This is a genomic window from Bacillus sp. MN7755 (assembly GCF_054771475.1).
In genome coordinates this window covers 393,856-418,466 of the sequence record NZ_BTRL01000001.1, presented here as the reverse complement: position 1 = coordinate 418,466, position 24,611 = coordinate 393,856, and the positions used below count along the sequence as shown (strand labels likewise).

Sequence of the window (24,611 nt, the reverse complement as noted above, 5' to 3'; positions counted from 1 at the left end):
TTCTTACTCATTAAAGTTTCACTTTATAGTTTCACCGAAATAAACAGCTTTATGAAAAAATATGTTGTTGTATAACAAAAAACTGTTGACTGAATGCTCACTCATTATATAATAAAGGTAGGGGAAAAATTCAGAAAATTATATGTTTTCGAAGATTCTAAAAAAGAAAGAGGGCTTACAAAGAGAGGGGTAGCATAAAAATGAATAGCTTACTAATCATTAATTGGCTGGCTGCCATTGCTGTTATTGCTTATGCGGGATATTTGTTTGTATATCTTATACGAACGAGGATGGCCTACATACAGTTAGGAAAAAAGATTGAATTTGACCGTCGTTTTAAAGAGCGTTGGGATCTTCTTAAGGTCAATGTTTTCGGTCAAAAAAAGCTGCTGAAAGATAAGAAGAGCGGCATTATTCACGTTATGTTCTTTTACGGATTTATTCTTGTCCAATTTGGAGCAATTGACTTCGTTTGGAAAGGACTCGCACCAGGATCACATCTTCCACTTGGACCACTATACCCTGCATTTACATTCTTCCAGGAAATTGTCACACTTGTTATTTTAATTGCAGTCTTTTGGGCTTTTCATAGACGTTATGTCGAGAAGCTAGTTCGTTTAAAACGTAATTTCAAATCAGGCCTTGTTCTTATCTTTATTGGTGGCTTAATGATTTCTGTGCTACTCGGTAATGGGATGGGAATTATATGGCACGGCGAGGAGCTTTCATGGAGTGAACCAATCGCTTCTGCAATCGCTTACGTTTTCTCAGGGATAAATGAAACCGTAGCCATTTCTGTGTTCTATTTCTCTTGGTGGGTGCATCTACTAATTTTGTTAACGTTTTTAGTGTACGTACCACAATCAAAACACGCGCATTTAATTGCAGGACCAGCTAACGTATTCTTCGGTCGTCTTTCAAATCCAGGGAAACTTGAAAAAATTGACTTTGAAGATGAAACACAAGAAACATTTGGTGTCGGTAAAATTGAAGACTTTAGACAAAATCAGCTTATTGATTTATACGCTTGCGTAGAGTGTGGTCGTTGTACAAATATGTGTCCGGCAACAGGAACAGGAAAAATGTTATCGCCGATGGATTTAATTTTAAAACTTCGCGATCATTTAACTGATAAAGGAGCGGCTGTAACGTCAAAAGCACCGTGGGTTCCAGTAGTTGCTTTTAATAATACACAAGGAAATCAGTTAGCGATGATGGCAGCTGGGAAAGGGCAGCAAGAATCAGCAGCTACAGCACTCGCTTACGATCCGAGTTTAATCGGAGATGTTATTACAGAAGAAGAGATTTGGGCATGTACAACTTGCCGTAACTGTGAAGACCAGTGTCCGGTTATGAATGAGCATGTTGACAAAATTATTGATTTACGCCGCTATCTCGTTTTAACAGAAGGAAAGATGGACGCGGAAGCGCAGCGTGCGATGACGAACATCGAGCGTCAAGGGAATCCGTGGGGTCTAAACCGTAAAGAGCGTGAAACATGGCGCCAAGGTGACGATGAAGTAACAGTTCCAACTGTAAAAGAAAAATCGAAAGCTGGCGAGGAGTTTGAATATTTATTCTGGGTTGGTTCGATGGGATCATACGACAATCGTAGTCAAAAGATTGCGATATCGTTTGCGAAGTTAATGAACGAGGCAGGCATTTCATTCGCGATTCTCGGTAATAAAGAAAAGAACTCTGGAGATACACCGCGCCGCCTTGGAAATGAATTTGTATTCCAAGAGATGGCGACAAAGAATATTGAAGAATTTGAAAAAGCAGGAGTGAAGAAAATCGTTACGATTGACCCTCATGCTTATAACACATTTAAAAATGAGTATCCAGACTTTGGCTTGCAAGCAGAAGTCTATCATCATACAGAACTGTTAGCTCAGTGGGTGAAAGAAGGACGCTTAAAACCTGTTCACGCTATTGAGGAAACAGTTACGTACCATGATTCCTGTTATTTAGGAAGATACAACGAAGTATATGAAGCACCACGTGATATTTTGAAAGCGATTCCTGGCGTGAATCTTGTGGAAATGGCACGTAACCGTGAAACGGGAATGTGTTGTGGCGCAGGTGGTGGCTTAATGTGGATGGAGGAAACGGCAGGTTCTCGTATTAACGTTGCTCGTACAGAACAAGCATTAGCTGTGCAACCATCCATTATCGGTACAGGTTGTCCATATTGCTTAACGATGATTAGTGATGGGACGAAAGCGAAAGAAGTAGAAGAGAAGGTTCAAACTCTTGATGTAACAGAGATTTTAGAACGCTCTGTTATCGGACAGAAGAAAGAAGCAATGTAATCTGCAAGCATGTATACAAATTTAGAGAGAGGTGCAATGATTGCACCTCTTCTCAACGTAAGAATACCGAGCGAGCGCTCAGCGCTAATAAAAAAATGGGGGAAATAGACATGAGTAAAACAGTTATTTTAAGTGCTGCAAGAACACCGGTTGGGAAATTTGGAGGATCTTTAAAAGACGTAAAAGCAACAGAACTTGGAGGAATTGCGATTAAAGCGGCGCTTGAAAGAGCAAATGTTTCTGCTAGTGATGTTGAGGAGGTTATATTCGGAACGGTTATTCAAGGCGGACAGGGGCAAATTCCATCGCGTCAAGCTGCGAGAGCTGCTGGAATCCCGTGGGAAGTGCAGACGGAAACAGTGAATAAAGTTTGTGCTTCAGGGCTTCGTGCGGTTACGTTAGCGGATCAAATTATTCGTACTGGTGATCAATCACTGATTGTAGCTGGTGGAATGGAATCAATGAGTAACAGTCCTTACATTTTGCGTGGGGCAAGATGGGGATACAGAATGGGTAACAACGAAGTTATCGATTTAAACGTGGCAGACGGTTTAACATGCGCATTTTCAGGGATACACATGGGCGTTTATGGCGGAGAAGTTGCGAAGGAAGATGGGATCTCTCGCGAAGCGCAAGACGAATGGGCATATCGTAGCCATCAACGCGCGGTTTCAGCGCATAAAGAAGGACGTTTTGAAGAGGAAATTGTACCCGTAACGATTCCGCAAAGAAAAGGCGATCCTATTGTTGTTGCAAAGGATGAGGCACCGCGTGAAGATACAACGGTTGAAAAATTAGCGAAACTAAAACCTGTATTTGATAAGAAAGCGGCGGTGACGGCTGGTAATGCGCCAGGACTAAACGATGGTGGTGCTGCACTTGTACTAATGAGCGAAGACAGAGCGAAGCAAGAAGGAAGAAAGCCGTTAGCGACAATTTTGGCGCATACAGCAATTGCGGTGGAATCTAAAGATTTCCCAAGAACGCCAGGTTATGCAATTAATGCATTGTTGAAAAAAACAGGCAAGACAATTGAAGACATTGATTTATTCGAGATTAATGAAGCATTTGCAGCGGTAGCGATTGCAAGTACAGAAATCGCAGGAATTGATCCGGAAAAACTGAATGTAAATGGCGGCGCAGTGGCAATGGGGCATCCGATTGGAGCAAGCGGTGCGCGCATTATCGTTACACTTATTCATGCACTGAAGCAGCGCGGCGGCGGAATTGGAATTGCTTCTATTTGTAGCGGTGGCGGTCAAGGTGATGCAGTGATGATTGAAGTTCACTAATTAAGATTAGAAGGTATATAGTTTATTAAAAATTAAGGGGGAAGAAGAAATGAGTGTACAAAAAATTGTTGTAATTGGTGCGGGACAAATGGGATCGGGAATCGCGCAAGTATGTGCAATGGCAGGATATGATGTGAAGGTACAAGATTTAAAACAAGAGCAATTAGATAGAGGATTGACTATCATTACGAAAAACTTAGCGCGCCAAGTAGAAAAGGGACGCATGAAGGAAGAAGAGAAGGAAGCGACATTAAATCGTCTTACAGTAACGCTTGATTTAGATTGTGTGAAGGAAGCGGATCTTATTATTGAAGCAGCTGTTGAGAAAATGGATATTAAAAAGAAAATCTTTGCGAATTTAGATGAAATTGCTCCAGAATACGCAATTTTAGCGACAAATACGTCATCTCTGCCAATTACAGAAATTGCAGCAGTAACGAAACGTCCGGAAAAGGTAATCGGTATGCACTTTATGAATCCTGTTCCAGTTATGAAGCTTGTTGAAATTATTCGTGGTTTGGCTACAGATGATGCCGTATATGAAACGATTGAAGATATTACGAAGAAAATTGGGAAAGTACCAGTTGAAGTAAATGATTTCCCAGGGTTTGTATCGAACCGTATTTTATTACCGATGATTAACGAAGCAATCTATACGCTATATGAAGGTGTAGCGACGAAAGAAGCGATTGATGAAGTGATGAAACTCGGTATGAATCACCCGATGGGTCCTTTAACGCTCGCTGATTTTATCGGTTTAGATACATGTTTATACATTATGGAAGTGTTGCATGAAGGCTTAGGTGATAGTAAATATCGCCCATGTCCATTACTACGTAAGTACGTAAACGCAGGATGGTTAGGACGTAAAACAGGTCGTGGTTTCTACGTTTACGAATAAATCCCCCTTTGTTACAAAATAGTGGTCTTACCAAATTATTTAAAGGATATATAGCAAATGGAGGCGGAATATATGAACTTTCGTTTTAATGAAGAACAGCAAATGATGAGGAAAATGGTTCGAGATTTTGCACAGAAGGAAATTGCACCTTTTGTTCCTAGTATGGAACAAGGGGTGTTCCCAAAAGAGATTTTGCAGAAGATGGGTGAGCTTGGATTAATGGGAATTCCAGTGCCTGCAAAATACGGCGGCGCAGAAATGGATTTTATTTCGTATATTTTAGCAATTGAAGAAATTTCAAAGGTAAGTGCAACGGTTGGTGTAATTTTAGCTGTACATACGTCAGTTGGAATGAATCCGATTTTATATTTTGGAACAGAAGAACAGAAGCAGAAATATGTTTCTAAGCTTGCGACTGGTGAATATTTAGGTGCATTTGCATTAACAGAACCAAATGCAGGATCAGATGCAGGAAGTTTGAAATCAAGAGCTGTAAAGAAAGGCGATCATTACATTATTAATGGATCGAAAGTGTTCATTACAAATGGCGGTGAAGCAAGTACATATATTGTATTTGCTTCTACAAATCCTGAGGCAGGAAAGAGTGGGATTTCTGCATTCATAGTAGAGAAAGATACACCAGGCTTAATTATCGGCAAAGATGAGCATAAAATGGGACTTTTCGGTTCTCGCACAGTACAGCTTACGTTCGAGGATATGATAGTGCCGGCTGAGAATTTACTTGGTGAAGAAGGACAAGGATTTAAGGTAGCGATGGCGAATTTAGATGTTGGAAGAATTGGAATTGGTGCACAGGCTTTAGGAATCGCTGAAGCGGCGCTTGCATGTGCAATTGATTATGCAAAAGAACGTGAGCAATTCGGAAAGCCAATTGCGGCGCAGCAAGGAATCGGATTCAAACTTGCAGATATGGCAACTAGTGTAGAAGCATCGCGATTACTCGTATATAGAGCAGCATCGCTAAGAGCACAAGGATTGCCATGCGGTAAAGAAGCATCTATTGCGAAATTATTCGCTTCTAAAACAGCCGTTGAAGTTGCGATTGAAGCGGTGCAAGTATTTGGTGGTTACGGTTATACGAAAGATTACCCAGTAGAAAGATTTTTCCGTGATGCGAAAATCACGCAAATATATGAGGGAACGAGTGAGATACAAAAACTTGTTATTAGTCGAGCTTTATAGAAGAACGAGGGGGAGACGGGAATGCATTTTAAACTATCCGAAGAACATGAAATGATCCGAAAAATGGTTCGGGATTTTGCTAAGAACGAAGTAGCACCGACAGCAGCTGAGCGTGATGAAGAAGAGAGATTTGATCGAGCGTTATTTGATCAAATGGCAGAGCTTGGCTTGACGGGTATTCCGTGGCCTGAAGAGTATGGTGGAATTGGAAGCGATTACTTAGTGTACGTAATTGCTATTGAAGAATTATCTCGCGTTTGTGCTTCGACAGGTGTAACACTGTCTGCGCATACTTCACTTGCTGGATGGCCGATTTTTAAATTTGGAACGGAAGAGCAAAAGCAAAAGTTTTTGCGACCGATGGCTGAAGGGAAGAAAATTGGCGCATACGGCTTAACGGAACCAAGTTCTGGATCGGATGCTGGTGGGATGAAGACAACAGCAAAAAGAGATGGAGACCATTACATTTTAAATGGATCGAAAATATTTATTACAAATGGCGGCATTGCTGATATTTATGTTGTTTTTGCGTTAACTGATCCCGAATCGAAGCAGCGTGGCACGAGCGCGTTTATTGTGGAAAGTGATACACCAGGATTTTCAGTTGGGAAGAAGGAAAGTAAGTTAGGGATTCGCTCTTCACCAACAACTGAAATTATGTTTGAAGATTGCCGTATTCCTATAGAGAACTTACTAGGGGAAGAAGGACAAGGGTTTAAGATAGCGATGCAAACATTAGACGGTGGCCGTAACGGTATTGCAGCGCAAGCGGTTGGTATTGCACAAGGTGCTTTAGATGCTTCCGTAGAATATGCAAGAGAGCGTCATCAGTTTGGGAAACCAATTGCGGCGCAGCAAGGAATTGGCTTTAAACTTGCAGATATGGCAACGGATGTGGAGGCGGCGCGTCTTCTAACATACCAAGCAGCTTGGCTTGAGTCGGAAGGGCTTCCGTACGGGAAAGAGTCAGCGATGTCAAAAGTATTTGCAGGCGATGCAGCAATGAAGGTGACGACTGAAGCAGTGCAAGTATTTGGTGGTTACGGTTATACGAAAGATTATCCAGTAGAGCGTTATATGCGAGATGCAAAGATTACACAAATATATGAAGGAACACAAGAAATTCAAAGGCTCGTAATTTCTCGTATGTTAACGAAGTAGGAGCAAAGGCGTAGGTATTTTCCTACGCTTTTTCCTTCCAAAAAATAATAGAGAGAGGTGAAGGGGATGGTTAAACATAATGTACATGCGTCCGTGAAAGATGAGAAATTAGTCGCGTTAAGGCGTGAACAAATGATTAAAGGTGCGGTGCAATTGTTTAAGCAAAAGGGATTCCCGCGTACAACAACGAGAGAGATTGCAAAGGCAGCTGGGTTTAGTATCGGAACACTTTATGAGTACATTCGCACAAAAGATGATGTTTTGTATTTGGTTTGTGATAGCATTTATGAACATGTAAAAGAAAGGTTAGAGGAAGTAGTTTGCACAGAGAAAGGGAGTATAGAAAGTCTAAAGGTAGCAATAACGAATTACTTTAAAGTGATGGACGAATTGCAGGAAGAAGTATTAATAATGTATCAAGAGGTACGCTTTTTACCGAAAGAATCACTCCCGTACGTATTAGAAAAGGAGTTTCAAATGGTAGGAATATTCGAGAATATTTTAGAACAGTGTACGGAAAATGGAACATTTACATTAGATGAAAAAGAAATACAGCTTCTTGCACATAATATTTTTATACAAGGACAGATGTGGGGATTTAGACGTTGGGCGCTGCAAAAACTATATACGCTCGAAGAATATACAGAAATGCAAATTAGGTATGTGCTGCAAGGGGCCCATATGCTTCCGAAATAAGGAATGGATAAATTATAATTTTATTGCTATATAAAGTTTCCCGTTTTTTTTTGTAGCATATTTGTGCGACTTTTGTTTATAATGAATAGTATGGATTTTTTTAAGCAGACCGTTATATATAAGGTTATATTTGAAGAAAGGAAGTGCCGCATAAGTGAATTTTAAGCAATATTCACCAGAAGAGCTAAAAGAATGTTCAATGATTGAAGTTGTACATAGCGTTTTAGGGGATAAAAGACAAGCAACGACATTCAACGAGTTGGTTCAAGAAATCGCTCAAGTGCTGGGACTATCTCAAGAGCAAGTTAATGCGAAACTCGCACAATTTTATACAGACTTAAACATCGATGGACGTTTCATTAATTTAGGAGAAAATCGTTGGGGGCTACGCAGCTGGTACCCATATGAGCAAATTGATGAAGAAATCTTGCCTCAACCAAAACCGAAGAAGAAACGTAAAGTTGAAGAAGACGGTTTTGACGACTACATTGAAGAAGACTTCGACGATGCAGACGGAAATGTAGACGAAGATGATGATGTAGAAGATTTGGACAAGGTTCTTGAAGAAGAAGACGGAGACGACGATGATCTTGATGATTTAGATGAAGATGATGACGAAGACTTCGCTGAAGAAGAACTTGAGTATGATGAAACTGAAGAAGAAGAAGAGGAAGAGCTGTAGTTCTTGACTTTTCATTATCGTCCATGTAGAATCATTTTTGGGCTCTTTAAAAAAGGACGATAATACTTTTAAAGTGTAAATATAAAAGAAAATTGCTCCCTACTTATTACTTTATGTGATGAGGGGAGCAATTTTCTTTTTTGTTTTTTGTTTAGAATATAAAAAGAGTCTAACAATAAGATGGATACAGTGTTATCTACATACGTTGCGCTTTGCAACGGTGATTATATAACAGCAAAATAGAAGGGAGCTTTTTCATGACTAAGTATATTTTTGTAACAGGCGGTGTAGTATCGTCTCTAGGAAAAGGTATTACAGCAGCATCTCTTGGAAGACTTTTAAAAAATCGTGGTTTAAACGTAACTATTCAAAAGTTTGATCCATACATTAACGTAGACCCAGGGACTATGAGCCCATACCAACACGGTGAGGTATTCGTAACAGATGATGGTGCAGAAACTGACTTAGACCTTGGTCACTATGAGCGTTTCATCGACATCAACTTAAACAAATACAGCAACGTAACAACAGGCAAAATTTACTCTTCAGTTCTTCAAAAAGAGCGTCGTGGTGAATACCTAGGAGGAACAGTTCAAGTTATTCCTCACATTACTAATGAAATTAAAGAACGCGTATACCGTTCTGGTCGCGAAACAAATGCGGATGTTGTTATTACAGAAATCGGTGGAACTGTTGGTGATATCGAGTCTCTACCATTCTTAGAAGCAATTCGTCAAATTAAGAGCGACATCGGTCGTGACAATGTAATGTACATTCACTGTACGTTAATCCCGTATTTAAAAGCAGCGGGTGAAATGAAAACAAAACCAACACAACATAGTGTTAAAGAACTTCGTAGCTTAGGTATTCAACCAAACATTATCGTTGTTCGTACAGAACTGCCTGTTTCTCAAGATATGAAAGACAAGCTTGCATTATTCTGTGACATCGATACAAAAGCAGTTATCGAAGCTCGCGATGCAGATACTTTATATGCGGTTCCATTATCTCTTCAAGAACAAAACATGGACCAAATCGTTTGCGATCACTTGAAATTAGACAATCCAGCTGCAGATATGACAGAGTGGACTGCGCTAGTTGATAAAGTACGTAACCTTTCTAAGAAAACAAAAATCGCTCTTGTTGGTAAATACGTAGAGCTTCAAGATGCATACATTTCTGTTGTAGAAGCACTTCGTCATGCAGGTTACTCTTTCGATACAGATGTAGAAGTGAAATGGGTAAACGCTGAGCACGTAACAGCAGAGAACGTACAAGAATTAGTAGGAGACACAGATGGTATCCTTGTACCAGGTGGCTTCGGAGATCGTGGTGTAGAAGGTAAAATCGTTGCAATTCAATATGCTCGTGAAAACAAAGTTCCATTCTTAGGAATTTGCTTAGGTATGCAACTTGCATCAATTGAATTCGCACGTAACGTATTAGGATTAGAAGGAGCTAACTCTTCTGAGATTAATCCTGATACTCCGTATGCAATCATCGACTTATTACCAGAACAAAAAGATGTAGAAGACTTAGGTGGTACACTTCGTCTTGGTCTATATCCATGTAAGCTTGCTGAAGAAACAAATGCATACAATGCTTACAATGAGCCGGTTGTATATGAGCGTCATCGTCATCGTTATGAGTTCAACAATCAATTCCGTCCGGATATGGAAAAAGAAGGATTTGTATTCTCTGGTACAAGCCCAGACGGTCGTCTAGTTGAAATCATTGAATTAAAAGATCACCCTTGGTTCGTGGCAGCACAGTTCCACCCGGAACTAGTTTCTCGTCCAAACCGTCCACAACCATTGTTCCATGACTTCGTAAGAGCTTCTATTACGAATAAAGAGAGCAAGTAATAAAAAAAAGCGCCTGAAATAGGGCGCTTTTTTTAATATTCATTTAACATTTCATCAATTGTAAATTTGATCCCGTGATATGCAAATAAAGCTATCATTAAGCTTGGGAATCCGTAGCGATTACCTTCATCGTCTGGAATAAGACCTTTTAACAACTTTGTATCAATATGTACATCTGTATATTGCTCTAGCGATTCAGTACCTTCTTGAATAGCAGAGATGCCGACAATAGAGTGTCCATTGGCTTGAAGTTTTTTGGCTATTGCTACAACTTCTTCATCTGTTGAAAAACGGCTAATAAGAAGTACACGATCTGCAGACGTTACTTCTACTTCTTTACCATCTTTATATAATCGTTTTGCTTGCTTCATTGGTTCAGCACCGAATAGTGCTTCAGCAACAACGCCCTCCATTTCATTTGTACCATGTAAATAAATGAAACCTTCGCCAACTAATGCTTGAGCAAGTAGACGGGCGCTATCCTCTATATTCATTTCCTCTTTTTGAGAAACTCTGGAGAAATAACCACTTAATTGGGTTGAAAAAATTTTTAACATAATGTTACTCCCTTCGTACGTGTCTACCGGCTTTCATTATAGTTTATTTTTTTAGAAAGGTGAAATCGAAGGGTGGCATAACAAAATAGGAAACGGTAAAATAAGAAAGAATAGGAAGGAATTTGCCAAAGAATAGCGAAAATTAATCGTTAAGATATAAGAAGCTTTAAATCTTGTATTTACACAGAAAGGTTGGGAGTTATGGAAGGGAAAATTTTAATCGTTGATGATCAATATGGCATTCGTGTGTTATTACATGAAGTGTTCCAAAAAGAAGGTTATCAGACATTCCAAGCAGCGAATGGATTTCAAGCTTTAGATATCGTGAAAAAAGATAATCCAGATTTAGTAGTGTTAGATATGAAAATTCCGGGTATGGATGGTATAGAGATTTTAAAGCATGTAAAAGAAATTGATGAAAGTATTAAAGTGATTTTAATGACTGCTTATGGAGAGCTTGATATGATCCAAGAAGCAAAAGATTTAGGTGCTTTAATGCATTTTGCTAAACCATTTGATATTGATGAAATTCGTCAAGCGGTGAGAGATGAGCTCGCTGTAGAGGCATAAAAATGAATTTTTTATAAAAAATATGGAAAAAAGCGTTTACATGGACCATTGTGCAGGTGAATACGGTTGAGTTTTTGAGTACAAGTTGTTATCCTATTGAGTGTAGAAAAAAGTCCGGTATGTAGATATACATATTTTACCTTATTCTGGTCATACTACCAGCGATAAGAACTTATCGGATACAAAAAACGTTTTTTAGGAGGATTCACCATGCCTTTAGTTTCTATGAAAGAAATGCTAAACAAAGCACTAGAAGGAAAATACGCAGTTGGTCAATTCAACATGAACAACTTAGAGTGGACTCAAGCTATCTTAGCTGCTGCGGAAGAAGAAAAATCTCCTGTAATCCTAGGTGTATCTGAGGGTGCAGCTCGTCATATGACTGGTTTCAAAACAGTTGTAGCTATGGTTAAAGCTTTAATCGAAGAAATGAACATCTCTGTTCCTGTAGCGATTCACCTTGACCATGGTTCAAGCTTCGAAAAATGTAAAGAAGCAATCGATGCAGGTTTCACATCTGTAATGATCGACGCTTCTCACCACCCATTCGAAGAAAACGTTGAAACTACTAAAAAAGTAGTAGAATACGCACACGCTCGTAACGTATCTGTTGAAGCTGAGCTTGGAACAGTTGGCGGACAAGAAGACGACGTAATCGCTGAAGGCGTAATTTACGCTGATCCTGCAGAGTGTAAGCACCTTGTTGAAGCAACAGGTATCGATTGCCTAGCTCCAGCTTTAGGTTCTGTACACGGTCCTTACAAAGGTGAGCCTAACTTAGGATTCGCTGAAATGGAACAAGTTCGTGACTTCACTGGCGTACCTTTAGTATTACACGGTGGTACTGGTATCCCAACTGCTGATATCGTAAAAGCTATCTCTTTAGGTACTTCAAAAATTAACGTAAACACTGAGAACCAAATCGAGTTTACAAAAGCTGTTCGTGAAGTATTAAACAAAGACCAAGAAGTTTACGATCCTCGTAAATTTATTGGACCTGGCCGCGACGCTATTAAAGCAACTGTTGCTGGTAAAATGCGTGAGTTCGGTTCTAACGGTAAAGCGTAAGAATAAAATTCCGTTTTGGAAACCGTCTAGTCTTTTAGACGGTTTCCTTTCGTTGTATAATGAAAGCGTGAACAAGTCTAAAGATTTTATCATTTTTTTTTGAAATAGAAAATAATGTGCATAGTCCTATTAATAAATGTGATAACGTATCTAAATTGATAAAGTGAATTCGATGAATAGTTAATCTTTATCTATTCGTACTACAGGAGAAATGAAGATAATGGTTTCCTATTTATTGAGTTTTGGGATGGAAAAGTAATTGAGATTCTTAAGGGGAGCTTTCTATAAAAATATAGAAAGTAAATACATTCACAAGAAGGGAGCTCAATATGGAAAAATTGCTAATTGAAGGCGGAAGAGCTTTAAATGGAACAATTCGCGTGAGTGGTGCAAAGAACAGCGCCGTTGCACTAATTCCAGCGACAATTTTAGCAGATACTCCAGTAACTATTGGTGGTGTTCCTAATATTTCGGACGTGAAAATGTTAGGAGACTTACTAGAGGAAATTGGAGGAAGAGTAACTTATGGACAGGAGGAAGAGATGGTAGTCGATCCTTCTAACATGGTTGCAATGCCTTTACCAAACGGAAAAGTGAAAAAATTGCGTGCTTCTTATTATTTAATGGGTGCGATGCTTGGCCGTTTTAAAAAAGCTGTTATTGGGCTTCCGGGTGGATGTCATTTAGGACCGAGGCCAATTGATCAGCACATTAAAGGGTTTGAAGCGTTAGGTGCACATGTTACAAACGAACAAGGTGCTATCTATTTAAGAGCAGATGAACTACGCGGTGCACGTATTTATTTAGATGTTGTTAGTGTAGGAGCTACGATTAATATTATGCTAGCAGCTGTGCGCGCGAAAGGTAGAACTGTTATTGAAAACGCAGCAAAAGAACCAGAAATTATTGATGTAGCTACATTGTTAACAAGTATGGGTGCACGTATTAAAGGTGCTGGTACAGATGTAATCCGAATTGATGGTGTGGATTCACTGCATGGTTGTCATCATACGATCATTCCAGATCGTATTGAAGCGGGTACGTATATGATTTTAGGTGCTGCGTCAGGAGGAGAAGTGACAGTTGATAATGTTATTCCTCAGCATTTAGAGTCAGTTACGGCAAAGTTAAGAGAAGCTGGTGTCCAGGTTGAAACGAACGATGACCAAATTACAGTGAACGGTAATAGAAGGTTGAAAGTAGTTGATATAAAAACGCTTGTATATCCAGGTTTCCCAACAGACTTACAACAACCATTTACAACACTTTTAACAAAGGCGCATGGAACGGGTGTTGTAACGGATACGATTTACGGCGCACGCTTTAAACACATTGATGAATTACGTCGTATGAATGCACAAATTAAAGTAGAGGGTCGTTCGGCAATTGTAACTGGTCCTGTTTTATTGCAAGGTGCAAAAGTGAAAGCAAGTGATTTACGGGCTGGAGCGGCTCTTGTTATTGCAGGGTTAATGGCGGATGGAATTACAGAAGTAACCGGACTTGAGCATATCGATCGAGGCTATGAAAATATAGTAGACAAGCTTAAAGGGCTTGGCGCAAACATTTGGCGAGAACAAATGACAAAGCAAGAAATTGAAGAGATGAAGAACGCATAAGTGATACTTCCGCAAGGGGGAAGCGAAGCATCACTACTTGCGGAAGTACACTTTATAGAAAAACACGGTTCACAAAATACGGCATAAATATAAAGACTTAAAGGAGAGGGATTATTGTGGAAAGAAGTTTATCTATGGAGTTAGTACGTGTAACAGAGGCTGCAGCTTTATCATCAGCGCGTTGGATGGGACGCGGGAAAAAGGATGAAGCAGACGGTGCAGCAACATCAGCTATGCGTGATGTATTTGATACAATTCCGATGAAAGGTACAGTTGTAATTGGTGAAGGTGAAATGGATGAAGCACCAATGCTATATATCGGAGAAAAATTAGGTACAGGATATGGTCCACGTGTAGACGTTGCAGTTGATCCTTTAGAAGGGACAAATATTGTGGCAGCTGGTGGATGGAATGCTCTTGCTGTTATTGCAATTGCAGATCACGGTAATTTGTTACATGCTCCTGACATGTACATGGATAAAATCGCGGTTGGCCCAGAAGCGGTTGGGGCAGTCGATATTGATGCGCCTATTATTGATAACCTACGTGCAGTTGCGAAAGCGAAGAATAAAGATATTGAAGATGTTGTAGCGACAGTTTTAAACCGTCCACGTCATCAAGCGATTATTGAAGAAATTCGTAAAGCTGGTGCTCGTATTAAATTGATTAATGATGGAGATGTAGCAGGTGCAATTAATACTGCATTCGATCGTACAGGTGTAGATATTTTATTCGGTTCTGGTGGTGCGCCTGAGGGTGTATTAGCAGCAGTTGCATTAAAATGTTTAGGTGGCGAGATTCACGGAAAACTATTACCACAAAACGACGCTGAATTGGAGCGTTGCAAAAAGATGGGTATAGAAGACATCAACCGTATCCTTCGCATGGAGGACTTAGTAAAAGGTGACGATGCAATCTTTGCAGCAACAGGCGTAACAGACGGAGAACTATTACGCGGCGTTCAATTTAAAGGTAGCGTAGGAACAACACAATCTCTTGTTATGCGTGCAAAATCAGGCACAGTACGCTTCGTAGATGGACGTCATAGCTTGAATAAAAAACCGAACTTGGTTATTAAATAAAGGGTGGAAGCGGCTCGTTCATAATCATAAATGGCCTATTTATCGCCATTTAAAATAGGGTGAGTAGAAAAAAGTAAGAAATATAAAAAGCGAAGACAAACTTTCTTGTCTTCGCTTCTTGTATTTGTGTTCCAACGTATTGATTAAAACTAGATAAAAGGGTTACAATAGTGAATATTACCCTACTTGAACTTATTGCCTTTCATTATTAATTATTTGCCTTCCGTATTTTTTCCCTTTACCCATGTGAAAAGAGAATAACGTTAAAGTGTGGTGTCTGAATGAATTTGTCAATTGCAGCATTAGAAAACATGAAATTAAAAGAGTTATACGAGCTTGCGAAAGAATTTAAGATTTCGTATTATAGCAAATTAACGAAAAAAGAGTTAATTTTTTCTATTTTGAAAGCTCGAGCAGAAAAAGAAGGTTTCTTCTTTATGGAAGGCGTATTAGAAATTATTCAATCAGAAGGATTTGGATTCCTACGTCCTATCAACTATTCTCCAAGCTCAGAAGATATTTATATCTCAGCTTCGCAAATTCGTCGTTTCGATTTACGTAATGGAGACAAAGTTTCTGGTAAAGTACGACCTCCGAAAGAAAATGAACGCTATTTTGGGTTATTACAAGTTGAAGCTGTAAACGGAGATGATCCAGATTCAGCAAAAGAGCGTGTGCATTTCCCTGCATTAACACCATTATACCCAGATCGCCAAATGAAGTTGGAAACGGAACCGAAAAAGTTACCGACACGCATCATGGATTTAATCGCACCAGTTGGATTTGGACAACGTGGTTTAATTGTCGCGCCTCCAAAGGCTGGTAAAACAAGTCTATTAAAAGAAATCGCACACAGTGTTACAACAAATCATCCGGAAGCTGAATTAATTGTACTTTTAATTGATGAGCGTCCAGAGGAAGTAACAGACATTGAACGTTCTGTTAAAGGAGATGTTGTAAGTTCTACTTTTGATGAAGTACCAGAAAATCATATTAAAGTAGCGGAACTTGTGTTAGAACGTGCAATGCGTCTTGTAGAGCACAAAAAAGATGTTATCATTTTAATGGATAGTATTACCCGTTTAGCGCGAGCTTACAACCTTGTTATTCCGCCAAGTGGTAGAACATTATCGGGTGGTATCGACCCAGCTGCCTTCCATAGACCGAAGCGCTTCTTCGGAGCTGCGCGTAATATTGAAGAAGGCGGTAGCTTAACTATTTTAGCAACAGCGCTTGTTGATACAGGGTCTCGTATGGACGATGTAATTTACGAAGAATTTAAAGGAACTGGAAATATGGAACTTCACTTAGATCGTTCATTAGCTGAGCGTCGTATCTTCCCGGCAATTGATATTCGTCGTTCTGGTACACGTAAAGAAGATCTATTAATTCCGAAAGAACATTTAGACAAGCTGTGGGGTATTCGTAAAACAATGCGTGATACACCAGACTTTGTTGAAAGTTTCTTACGTAAACTTCGTCAAACAAAAACAAATGAAGAATTTTTACAAAACATTGTTGCAGATTCGAAAAGATATGTAACAACTAAGTAAAGGGAAAAGATTGGGACTCGCTTATTTTGTGGTAAGCGAGTTTTTTATGTTTTTTAGGTGATGTTAAAGAGATATGAGTGGAAGAATATTAGTTGATTATCGCCGGATGAGCTGCCTCCACTTTAAGTTAATATCCAGCTCCAGCGGCTAGAATGGTCGGTGGCTTCGCGTCTTCCTACGAGGCAAAAAGCGCCTCTACGTCAGAAGCTCCATCCCCCTCCCATTCTGAACGAGCCGCTTGCGCTTTTAAAATTAAAAAGACAAAAACAGGTAGTTGCAAAATGAAGTTAGCCTTGTTATAATTTCATCATATGTGTTTCATCAATATAGTTGTGTATGCAGCTGAAGATGAAAAACTCTGTTTCGAAAATGATTCAGGGCGGAAGGAGATGAAAAGAATGAAAGCAGGAATTCACCCAGATTACAAGAAAGTTGTATTCATGGACACAAACACAGGCTTCAAATTCTTAAGCGGATCTACTAAAGGATCTAACGAGACTGTTGAGTGGGAAGATGGTAACACTTATCCATTACTAAAAGTTGAGATCAGTTCTGATTCTCACCCATTCTACACTGGACGTCAGAAATTTGCTACTGCAGATGGACGCGTTGACCGCTTCAATAAGAAATACGGTATTAAGTAATAAAAACATAAAACAGGCAAGTGTATGTATTCGCTTGTCTGTTTTTTTTGCGAAAATATTATACCTTTACCCTACTTTTAACTAAAAAGTAGATGAAAGGAGAGCTTCATGTACTTAATAAATCAAAATGGCTGGATTGAAGTGATTTGCGGTAGTATGTTTTCTGGCAAATCAGAAGAGCTAATCCGTCGTGTGCGCCGTACGCAATTTGCAAAACAACATGCAATTGTATTTAAACCATGTATTGATAATCGTTATAGTGAAGAAGATGTTGTATCACATAACGGATTAAAGGTAAGAGCAGTTCCTGTTTCAGCTTCAAAGGATATATTTGAACATATTACAGAAGAGCTGGATGTTATTGCAATCGATGAGGTGCAATTTTTTGATGGGGACATTGTGGAAGTGGTGCAAGTATTAGCAAATCGTGGCTATCGTGTCATTGTAGCTGGTTTAGACCAAGATTTCCGTGGTCTACCATTTGGACAAGTTCCTCAGCTGATGGCGATTGCTGAACATGTAACAAAACTACAAGCAGTATGTTCTGTATGTGGATCTCCAGCAAGTCGTACACAACGACTAATTGATGGAGAGCCAGCGGCATTCGATGATCCGATTATTTTAGTTGGGGCTTCAGAATCATATGAACCACGTTGTCGTCATTGTCATGCAGTTCCTGCAAACAAAGATAAGTAAAACTCGCTGTGTAGGGCGGGTTTTTTTCAAAATAGAGAGAATGAGTGGTCAAGCCGCTTGCGCTTTTAAATATAATTTGCGTTTTTTTGAGTAAGTACCATATACTATTTGTATTAGATACTAGGATGTAGAGGTGAATGATGTGTTAGATCGTTTGCAAGCTGTAGAAGATCGTTATGAGAAGTTAAATGAATTGTTAAGTGATCCAGAGATTATTAGCGATACAAATAAGCTTCGTGAGTATTCAAAGGAACAATCTGATATACAAGATACGGTAGAGGTGTATCGTGAGTATAAAGATGTTCGTGAGCAATTAAAAGATGCAAAAGCAATGTTAGAGGATAAGTTAGACGCAGAAATGCGTGACATGGTAAAAGAAGAGGTTTCTGAGTTAGAAGCACAAGAAAAAACATTATCAGAGCGTCTGAAAATTTTACTTGTTCCAAAAGACCCTAATGATGATAAGAACGTTATCGTTGAGGTTCGTGGAGCTGCTGGTGGCGACGAGGCCGCTTTATTTGCTGGTGACTTATACCGTATGTATAGCCGCTATGCTGAGGTGCAAGGTTGGAAAACGGAGATTATCGAGGCTAGCTATACAGAATTAGGTGGATATAAAGAGATTATCTTTATGATTAACGGTAAAGGTGCTTTCGCGAAGCTGAAATTCGAGAATGGTGCTCACCGTGTACAACGTGTTCCTGAAACGGAATCTGGTGGACGTATTCATACATCTACAGCAACTGTAGCTGTATTACCAGAGGCAGAAGAAGTAGAAATTGACATTCATGAGAAAGACGTTCGTGTTGATACATTCGCTTCTAGTGGACCTGGTGGACAGAGCGTTAATACAACGATGTCAGCGGTACGTTTAACGCATTTACCGACTGGTGTAGTTGTATCATGTCAGGATGAGAAATCACAGATTAAGAATAAAGAAAAAGCGATGAAAGTATTACGCGCACGTGTTTATGATAAGTTTAGACAAGAAGCACAAGCTGAGTATGATCAAAACCGTAAACAAGCTGTTGGTACGGGTGATCGTTCAGAGCGTATTCGTACGTATAACTTCCCGCAAAACCGTGTTACAGACCATCGAATCGGTTTAACGATTCAAAAGCTAGATCAAATCTTACAAGGTAAGTTAGATGATTTCATCAATGCCTTAGTGATGGAAGATCAGGCTCAAAAGATGGAGGCAGCTGAGTAATGCGTGTCTATGAAGCCCTGAAATGGGCTTCTTCTTTTTTACAGGAAAATGGACGAGATGAAAATGCGGGAGAAATTGTCCTTTGTCATGTATTAAAAGTGAACAGAACAGGATTATTGATGAATATGCGTGAAGAAATAACTGTGGAACAAGAAACGAGTTTTACAGAGTTTATCCACAAGCATGTAGAAGGTATTCCGATTCAATATATGATTGGTTATGAAATGTTTTATGGACGATCGTTCTTTGTGAATGAAGAAGTATTAATACCAAGACCGGAAACAGAAGAGCTTATAGTGGGAGTATTAGAAAGAATCGAGCGCCATTTTGGTGATGAGAAACTACATGTAGCAGATATCGGTACAGGTAGCGGAGCGATTTCGATTACACTTGCTTTAGAAAATAAAAATCTTCATGTGTATACGGTAGATATTGCGCAGGAGTCGATTGAAGTTGCAAAAGAAAATGCAAAAACTTTGGGTGCAGAAGTAACGTTCTATCACGGTGATTTATTATCGCCGTTTTATAAAACAGGTCAAAAGTTAGATGTTGTCGTTTCCAATCCTCCATATATACCGGAAGAGGATTGGCGTGGTCTATCTCCTGTTGTGAAAGAGCATGAGCCAAAGAGAGCGCTTGTTGGCGGTGAAGATGGATTAGATTTTTATCGCCGTTTTATGGAAGAATTGCCGAATGTGCTGCAGAAGAAAGCAATTGTGGCGTTTGAAATCGGAGTAGGGCAAGGTGAAGATGTAAAGGCATTGTTACAACAAGCTTTTCCACATGCTCGTGTTGAGGTTGTTTTTGATATTAACGGAAAAGACCGTATGGTATTTGCAGAGATGGAGTAAGGTTCACACCTTACTCTATTTTTTTGTGGAAAAATTCATATAGATTTTGAATTTAATAGTTTAGAAAGATGAAAGTCTGTCCACACTGTTTGTAGAAGGGACGGTGGAGGAAATGAAAAAACAAGTTATTGCTTATCTTCTTCTATTATTAATTGGTGCACAGTTGCTTGTGCAGTTTGGATATATGAAAGCTGATGCGAAAGGGCCTTCAGTTATTCCGAAAGAGGCCGTTCGATTACGAATTTTAGCAAATAGTGATTCAGATAAAGATCAGGCGTTAAAGCGCAAAGTGCGTGATGAAGTAAAAACGCAAATTGATGGTTGGGTAGCGGATTTAACTTCATTTGAAGAGGCGCGTAAAGTCATTCAAAGTCATATTCCAGAAATCGAAAAAACAGTGGCCAATACGTTGAAAAAAGAAGGAAGTAAAGATTCATTTCAAGTGAAATTCAGTAAGAATGTAAAGTTTCCTACAAAGGTATATGGGAATTTTATTTATCCAGCAGGGGAATATGAGGCGGTATTGATTACAATTGGAGAAGGTGAAGGGGCAAACTGGTGGTGTGTATTGTTTCCACCGATGTGTTTCCTAGATTTTTCAAGTGGTACAGCTGTAAGGAAAGAAGAACATGTTGTCAAGGCTGAATCTTCTGAAGAGGAGCAGGTAAAACAAATAGATGAGGAAGTAGTAGATACAGAAGAGAAAAAAGAGGATGAGGTGAAAGAAAAGAAAGTTGTAAAGCAGGAAGTTGCAAAAAAAGTAACAGCTTCTGAAAAGAAAGTAGTAAAAAATGAAACGAAAGTAGAAGAACAATCTGTAAGTAAAGAGGAAACAAAAACTGTGGAAAAAGTGGAGAAACCTGTGGAACAAAAACAAGAAAAGCAAAATAAGTATGTAAAAGTAGAGGAGGAAGAAGAAAAGCCGGAAGTTAAGTTGTTTATTGTAGAGGCTTTTACATCTTTATTCTCTAAATAGTACTATTAGTAGATCCCTTCTCATATATAAAAAAGAGGAGGGATTTACTATGAAGAAGGTATATTTTGCTACGAAAGCAGATGTGGAAAGATTGCATTCTTTTTTCGGACAAGCTAATAAAAAAGATGATAAAATAAATGAGTTGTACGCGCAATTTATGATTTTGGAAGAGGCGGAAGAAATACGGGCTGTCATTGGATATGAACAAAGTGAAGAAAATGCACTTATTCGTTCTTGTTTATTCACACCTAATGTGGATAAACAGACTTTCTTATATTTTTTTGAAATGTTTTTGCAGTATATGAAAGAAAAAAATATTCGACAATTGTACTTACTAACAAATCATCCACAATCTATAACAATCTTTCAGTTTTTTGACTTTTTCACTATAGAGAAAGAAAATGTACCAGAGGGAATTCGACAGTTGGAACACTTTTGTAAAAATATAAAAGAGCCAAATGCAATAATACTAAATTGTCAGCTATTCACAAAGTTATCCACGGATTAATTAGGTTTATCCACATTTTGTGGATAAACCTTGTTTGTCTTTTGGATAAATCTCATAGTAAACTAAAAATAGACAAGTATTTCATGGCAGAAAAGGACGTGGGAAAAAATGCATACAAATATGTGGGTTGTGGATAATGTTGTGGAAAGAAAAAAATATTATCCACAATTACAAGAAGCAGCAAAATTATTAAGGGAAAATGAAGCGATTGCCTTCCCTACAGAAACGGTATATGGACTAGGTGCGAACGCAATGAATGATGAAGCAATCGCGAAAATTTTTGAAGCGAAAGGAAGACCGAGTGATAATCCACTTATTGTCCACATCGGTACAAAATCGCAATTAGATGGAATTGTGACGGAAATTCCGCCAGTTGCAGAGAAGTTAATGGAACATTTTTGGCCAGGACCGTTAACAATTATTTTACCTAGAAAAGAAGGGATTTCAGAGAAGGTGACGGCAGGACTTAATACGGTTGGAGTAAGAATGCCTGATCATCCAGTAGCGCTTGCTCTTATTGAAGAGGCAAATGTACCTGTTGCGGCACCAAGTGCGAATCGCTCTGGGCGTCCAAGTCCGACGCTAGCGTCTCACGTATATGAAGATTTAAATGAAAAAATCGCAGGTATTGTAGATGGTGGTGCAACAGGAGTTGGCGTCGAATCGACTGTAATTGATTGTACTAGCGCTATTCCGACGATACTACGCCCAGGTGGAATTACGAAAGAACAATTGGAAGCGGTGATCGGTACGGTTTCTTTAGATCCGGCTTTAAAGGACGAGAAAGAAAAACCGAAATCACCCGGAATGAAATATACACATTATGCACCGAAAGCGCCACTTAGTATTGTTGAAGGGTCACGTGAGTTTATTCAGCACCTTGTGGATGAGAAGAAGGAAGAAGGATTCAAGGTGGGCGTATTAACGACAGAAGAGTATCAGCATATATATAGCGCGGATGTTGTATTATCTTGTGGTGTTCGAAGCGATTTAGCTAGCGTTGCGACTAAATTATATGATGTACTTAGAACGTTTGATGCAAGTGATGTGGATGTTATTTTTAGTGAATCATTCCCGGATGAAGGAATAGGAAATGCGATTATGAATCGCTTAACAAAAGCGGCAGGACATCAGATTATTACTGAATCATAAGGTACGATTAGCAAACAGAATATTTCTCCTCGGATAAGCATATTTTGAAGTAGCACGTCCGAGGAGGGACATGAATGACGTTTGAACAGCTAATACCTTTAATAATTATGGCATTCGCCTTAGGAATGGATGCATTCTCGGTGAGTCTTGGTATGGGAATGATGACCTTAAAGGTAAGACAAATCCTGTATATCGGTATGACGATAGGGATATTTCATATTATCATGCCATTTATAGGGATGGTATTAGGTCGTTTTTTATCAGAGAAGTATGGAGACATTGCACATTTTGCAGGTGCTATTTTATTAATTGGACTAGGATTTTATATTGTATATTCCTCTATATTGGAGAATGAAGAGACTAGAACGGCCCCTATTGGAATTAGCTTATTCGTATTTGCATTTGGCGTTAGTATAGATAGTTTTTCAGTAGGGCTTAGTCTTGGTATCTACGGAGCACAGACAATTATTACGATATTACTTTTTGGATTTGTTAGTATGTTATTAGCGTGGATTGGTTTATTCATTGGTAGGCATGCGAAAGATATGCTCGGTACATACGGTGAGATAGTAGGTGGTATCATTCTGGTTGGATTTGGATTATATCTCCTTTTTCCTATATAATTTTAAGGGGGAGGGCGCTATGAAAAAGTTATTGGAATGGTACATTCAATTTGTAACTTTTTTTCCTAGATGGTTACGACTGCTTATTATTTGGGGTGTTATTTTGCAAATTTCAATTTTAGGTTGGATTAAGTTAATTCGCGAATAGTAAAATAGTTCCTTTCTGTGCATAGTTTTGTTTGTACTATAATGATTGCGCTAAAAAATTACACATATAGAAAGGATGAGATGAATGACGAGATTGAAGCAAGTTTTTGGTATTATTATTAGTTTCTTTGTCTTTTGGTTTAGTATGCTCGGTGTACAAATGTTTGCTGAGTTTTTAGATATTGAGTCATTGAAGTTTGTGGCGGGAAAAACGGAGGCAGCGCGTGCTTTTTATTCTCCATACCCGTTTTTAATTGTTTTTCTGATTACATTGCTTGCCCTATATTTCTTAGTTATTAAGCTTGGGAAACCGAAAAAAGAGAAAGTGCCTACTTTAGAAGAGAAGAAGGAAGAATTACAATGAAAAAAATCCCCTGCTATTTAGCAGGGGATTTTTATGTTTAAGTGAAGGAAGTAATTGAGTTGTCTTCGCTTTTAGATAGTATCCAGCTCCAGCGGCTAGAATCTCCGGTCATTTCGCTCTCTCGCTCGAAGTAAAAATCGCTTCAAGGTCGAGAGCTTAAAGTGCCCTGCGATTTCTGAACGAGCCGCGTCCACTTTTAAACTGGCCTCACCAATTCAAATTGTTCGCCTAGTTTTGCGTAGTTGTGTCCTGCTAGGCGGCTTACTGGTTTTAGTCCTTCTGCATGAATGCGTCCATTTTCGTATAGGTGTTCTGCGACGTGGAAACGAACGACGCGTCCGATTAATAGATCGCAAGCCGGTGAGTCTTCTGTTCCGCCAAGAGGAATTGCGCGTTCTAGTACGCATTCCATTCGAATATTTGCTTCTTTTACACCTGGAACGGAGATGACATCACTTTCAATTGGTGTTAGTTTTGCTAGTTCAATTTCACTTTCATTTGGCGGGAGATTAGCTGCTGTTTCGTTAATTGCCGCTACATATGATTCATCAGAGATATGTACGACAAATTCCCCTTTTTCAATTGCGTTTCGGGAAGTATCCTTTCTTTCTCCAGCTTTTCGTTGTACAGAAACTGAGATAAGTGGTGGATTAGCAGCGACAATATTGAAATAACTATATGGTGCTCCGTTTAATACGCCGTCTTTTGTTACAGAAGTAACGAATGCGACAGGGCGTGGAATGATACTTCCCGTTAATAATTTGTAATTCTCTTTTTCCGATTGTTCATTTGGATTAATGGATAACATGCTTGAAATCCCCTTTCTAAATATGACGACTTATTGTTTGTTTACAAGATGTTAGTGGAAAACTCCTGCTG

General features: G+C 39.1%; 24 protein-coding genes and 1 pseudogene. 23 read left to right on the top strand and 2 right to left on the bottom strand.

The features are described 5' to 3' along the window. The first annotated feature begins 200 nt into the window (after window positions 1-200). The 8 genes and pseudogenes from ACYVEC_RS02180 (at window position 201) to pyrG (ending at window position 10,112) form a co-directional block, all read left to right on the top strand. Window positions 201-2,312, top strand: coding sequence for a (Fe-S)-binding protein (locus tag ACYVEC_RS02180; protein WP_063222533.1), 2,112 nt, complete (start codon window positions 201-203; stop codon window positions 2,310-2,312). A gap of 9 nt (window positions 2,313-2,321) precedes the next feature. After that, window positions 2,322-3,604: pseudogene (locus ACYVEC_RS02175) on the top strand (acetyl-CoA C-acetyltransferase). Window positions 3,605-3,653: 49 nt separating this feature from the next. Then, the gene (locus ACYVEC_RS02170) at window positions 3,654-4,505 is read left to right on the top strand and encodes a 3-hydroxybutyryl-CoA dehydrogenase (protein WP_063222531.1); all 852 of its coding nucleotides are present in this window, start codon (window positions 3,654-3,656) and stop codon (window positions 4,503-4,505) included. A gap of 72 nt (window positions 4,506-4,577) precedes the next feature. Beyond that, entirely contained in the window at window positions 4,578-5,708 is a 1,131-nt protein-coding gene (locus ACYVEC_RS02165) for an acyl-CoA dehydrogenase (protein ID WP_063222530.1), read from the top strand. 21 nt (window positions 5,709-5,729) lie between these two features. After that, window positions 5,730-6,869, top strand: coding sequence for an acyl-CoA dehydrogenase AcdA (gene acdA, locus ACYVEC_RS02160; RefSeq protein ID WP_063222529.1), 1,140 nt, complete (start codon window positions 5,730-5,732; stop codon window positions 6,867-6,869). A 66-nt stretch (window positions 6,870-6,935) separates the two neighbouring features. After that, window positions 6,936-7,565 (top strand): TetR/AcrR family transcriptional regulator, encoded by a 630-nt coding sequence (locus ACYVEC_RS02155; protein WP_460505504.1) that lies wholly within the window; start codon window positions 6,936-6,938, stop codon window positions 7,563-7,565. Window positions 7,566-7,719: 154 nt separating this feature from the next. Next, a complete protein-coding gene (rpoE, locus tag ACYVEC_RS02150) occupies window positions 7,720-8,247 on the top strand; it encodes a DNA-directed RNA polymerase subunit delta (RefSeq protein WP_063222527.1) in 528 nt (175 codons plus the stop codon). Window positions 8,248-8,504: 257 nt separating this feature from the next. Beyond that, a complete protein-coding gene (gene pyrG / locus ACYVEC_RS02145) occupies window positions 8,505-10,112 on the top strand; it encodes a CTP synthase (RefSeq protein WP_060632967.1) in 1,608 nt (535 codons plus the stop codon). 32 nt (window positions 10,113-10,144) lie between these two features. Here the strand turns inward: pyrG and ACYVEC_RS02140 are convergent, their stop codons facing one another. Continuing rightward, the gene (locus tag ACYVEC_RS02140) at window positions 10,145-10,669 is read right to left on the bottom strand and encodes a DUF2529 domain-containing protein (RefSeq protein ID WP_275719171.1); all 525 of its coding nucleotides are present in this window, start codon (window positions 10,667-10,669) and stop codon (window positions 10,145-10,147) included. A 201-nt stretch (window positions 10,670-10,870) separates the two neighbouring features. On the opposite strand from ACYVEC_RS02140, the gene spo0F reads away from it, so the two are divergent. The 15 genes from spo0F to ACYVEC_RS02065 all read left to right on the top strand — a co-directional run bounded on the left by spo0F (window position 10,871) and on the right by ACYVEC_RS02065 (window position 23,732). Beyond that, window positions 10,871-11,239: a sporulation initiation phosphotransferase Spo0F gene (spo0F, locus tag ACYVEC_RS02135; RefSeq protein ID WP_460505500.1), complete on the top strand. Its 369-nt coding sequence runs from the start codon at window positions 10,871-10,873 to the stop codon at window positions 11,237-11,239. A 210-nt stretch (window positions 11,240-11,449) separates the two neighbouring features. Beyond that, a complete protein-coding gene (locus tag ACYVEC_RS02130; protein WP_001131847.1) occupies window positions 11,450-12,307 on the top strand; it encodes a class II fructose-bisphosphate aldolase in 858 nt (285 codons plus the stop codon). Window positions 12,308-12,636: 329 nt separating this feature from the next. After that, on the top strand, window positions 12,637-13,926 hold the full coding sequence (gene murA, locus ACYVEC_RS02125) for a UDP-N-acetylglucosamine 1-carboxyvinyltransferase (protein WP_000413263.1): 1,290 nt from the start codon (window positions 12,637-12,639) through the stop codon (window positions 13,924-13,926). 116 nt (window positions 13,927-14,042) lie between these two features. Further along, window positions 14,043-15,008: a class II fructose-bisphosphatase gene (gene glpX / locus ACYVEC_RS02120; RefSeq protein WP_063222525.1), complete on the top strand. Its 966-nt coding sequence runs from the start codon at window positions 14,043-14,045 to the stop codon at window positions 15,006-15,008. Between the two features lie 281 nt (window positions 15,009-15,289). Beyond that, complete coding sequence (rho, locus tag ACYVEC_RS02115; protein ID WP_001053903.1) at window positions 15,290-16,561, top strand: transcription termination factor Rho; 1,272 nt, start codon at window positions 15,290-15,292, stop codon at window positions 16,559-16,561. Between the two features lie 398 nt (window positions 16,562-16,959). Continuing rightward, window positions 16,960-17,205: a type B 50S ribosomal protein L31 gene (locus tag ACYVEC_RS02110; protein WP_060632964.1), complete on the top strand. Its 246-nt coding sequence runs from the start codon at window positions 16,960-16,962 to the stop codon at window positions 17,203-17,205. A gap of 108 nt (window positions 17,206-17,313) precedes the next feature. After that, entirely contained in the window at window positions 17,314-17,901 is a 588-nt protein-coding gene (locus tag ACYVEC_RS02105) for a thymidine kinase (RefSeq protein ID WP_063222524.1), read from the top strand. 142 nt (window positions 17,902-18,043) lie between these two features. Further along, window positions 18,044-19,111, top strand: coding sequence for a peptide chain release factor 1 (gene prfA / locus ACYVEC_RS02100; RefSeq protein WP_063222548.1), 1,068 nt, complete (start codon window positions 18,044-18,046; stop codon window positions 19,109-19,111). Then, window positions 19,111-19,962, top strand: a complete 852-nt coding sequence (gene prmC, locus ACYVEC_RS02095; protein WP_063222523.1) for a peptide chain release factor N(5)-glutamine methyltransferase — start codon at window positions 19,111-19,113, stop codon at window positions 19,960-19,962. The genes prfA and prmC overlap by 1 nt, the downstream gene beginning before the upstream one ends. 112 nt (window positions 19,963-20,074) lie before the next feature. Next, window positions 20,075-20,938 carry a stage II sporulation protein R gene (spoIIR, locus tag ACYVEC_RS02090; protein ID WP_063222547.1) on the top strand — a complete coding sequence of 288 codons (864 nt, stop codon included), beginning with the start codon at window positions 20,075-20,077 and terminating at the stop codon, window positions 20,936-20,938. Window positions 20,939-20,987: 49 nt separating this feature from the next. Continuing rightward, entirely contained in the window at window positions 20,988-21,446 is a 459-nt protein-coding gene (locus tag ACYVEC_RS02085) for a GNAT family N-acetyltransferase (RefSeq protein WP_063222522.1), read from the top strand. A 108-nt stretch (window positions 21,447-21,554) separates the two neighbouring features. Beyond that, on the top strand, window positions 21,555-22,598 hold the full coding sequence (locus ACYVEC_RS02080; RefSeq protein WP_063222521.1) for an L-threonylcarbamoyladenylate synthase: 1,044 nt from the start codon (window positions 21,555-21,557) through the stop codon (window positions 22,596-22,598). Window positions 22,599-22,672: 74 nt separating this feature from the next. After that, entirely contained in the window at window positions 22,673-23,221 is a 549-nt protein-coding gene (locus tag ACYVEC_RS02075) for a manganese efflux pump MntP (RefSeq protein WP_063222520.1), read from the top strand. A gap of 19 nt (window positions 23,222-23,240) precedes the next feature. Continuing rightward, entirely contained in the window at window positions 23,241-23,369 is a 129-nt protein-coding gene (locus tag ACYVEC_RS02070; protein ID WP_257148962.1) for a hypothetical protein, read from the top strand. A gap of 84 nt (window positions 23,370-23,453) precedes the next feature. After that, entirely contained in the window at window positions 23,454-23,732 is a 279-nt protein-coding gene (locus ACYVEC_RS02065) for a DUF3935 domain-containing protein (RefSeq protein ID WP_063222519.1), read from the top strand. Window positions 23,733-23,928: 196 nt separating this feature from the next. On the opposite strand, the gene ACYVEC_RS02060 is transcribed toward ACYVEC_RS02065, so the two are convergent. Continuing rightward, on the bottom strand, window positions 23,929-24,540 hold the full coding sequence (locus tag ACYVEC_RS02060; protein ID WP_000949041.1) for a flavin reductase family protein: 612 nt from the start codon (window positions 24,538-24,540) through the stop codon (window positions 23,929-23,931). Window positions 24,541-24,611 lie beyond the last annotated feature (71 nt).

Coding starts and splice junctions, on each gene's coding strand:
- ACYVEC_RS02180 (WP_063222533.1), top strand. CDS start 201: ATGAATAGCTTACTAATCATTAATTGGCTGGCTGCCATTGCTGTTATT.
- ACYVEC_RS02170 (WP_063222531.1), top strand. CDS start 3,654: ATGAGTGTACAAAAAATTGTTGTAATTGGTGCGGGACAAATGGGATCG.
- ACYVEC_RS02165 (WP_063222530.1), top strand. CDS start 4,578: ATGAACTTTCGTTTTAATGAAGAACAGCAAATGATGAGGAAAATGGTT.
- acdA (WP_063222529.1), top strand. CDS start 5,730: ATGCATTTTAAACTATCCGAAGAACATGAAATGATCCGAAAAATGGTT.
- ACYVEC_RS02155 (WP_460505504.1), top strand. CDS start 6,936: ATGGTTAAACATAATGTACATGCGTCCGTGAAAGATGAGAAATTAGTC.
- pyrG (WP_060632967.1), top strand. CDS start 8,505: ATGACTAAGTATATTTTTGTAACAGGCGGTGTAGTATCGTCTCTAGGA.
- ACYVEC_RS02140 (WP_275719171.1), bottom strand. CDS start 10,669: ATGTTAAAAATTTTTTCAACCCAATTAAGTGGTTATTTCTCCAGAGTT.
- spo0F (WP_460505500.1), top strand. CDS start 10,871: ATGGAAGGGAAAATTTTAATCGTTGATGATCAATATGGCATTCGTGTG.
- ACYVEC_RS02130 (WP_001131847.1), top strand. CDS start 11,450: ATGCCTTTAGTTTCTATGAAAGAAATGCTAAACAAAGCACTAGAAGGA.
- murA (WP_000413263.1), top strand. CDS start 12,637: ATGGAAAAATTGCTAATTGAAGGCGGAAGAGCTTTAAATGGAACAATT.
- rho (WP_001053903.1), top strand. CDS start 15,290: ATGAATTTGTCAATTGCAGCATTAGAAAACATGAAATTAAAAGAGTTA.
- ACYVEC_RS02110 (WP_060632964.1), top strand. CDS start 16,960: ATGAAAGCAGGAATTCACCCAGATTACAAGAAAGTTGTATTCATGGAC.
- ACYVEC_RS02105 (WP_063222524.1), top strand. CDS start 17,314: ATGTACTTAATAAATCAAAATGGCTGGATTGAAGTGATTTGCGGTAGT.
- prmC (WP_063222523.1), top strand. CDS start 19,111: ATGCGTGTCTATGAAGCCCTGAAATGGGCTTCTTCTTTTTTACAGGAA.
- spoIIR (WP_063222547.1), top strand. CDS start 20,075: ATGAAAAAACAAGTTATTGCTTATCTTCTTCTATTATTAATTGGTGCA.
- ACYVEC_RS02085 (WP_063222522.1), top strand. CDS start 20,988: ATGAAGAAGGTATATTTTGCTACGAAAGCAGATGTGGAAAGATTGCAT.
- ACYVEC_RS02080 (WP_063222521.1), top strand. CDS start 21,555: ATGCATACAAATATGTGGGTTGTGGATAATGTTGTGGAAAGAAAAAAA.
- ACYVEC_RS02075 (WP_063222520.1), top strand. CDS start 22,673: ATGACGTTTGAACAGCTAATACCTTTAATAATTATGGCATTCGCCTTA.
- ACYVEC_RS02070 (WP_257148962.1), top strand. CDS start 23,241: ATGAAAAAGTTATTGGAATGGTACATTCAATTTGTAACTTTTTTTCCT.
- ACYVEC_RS02065 (WP_063222519.1), top strand. CDS start 23,454: ATGACGAGATTGAAGCAAGTTTTTGGTATTATTATTAGTTTCTTTGTC.
- ACYVEC_RS02060 (WP_000949041.1), bottom strand. CDS start 24,540: ATGTTATCCATTAATCCAAATGAACAATCGGAAAAAGAGAATTACAAA.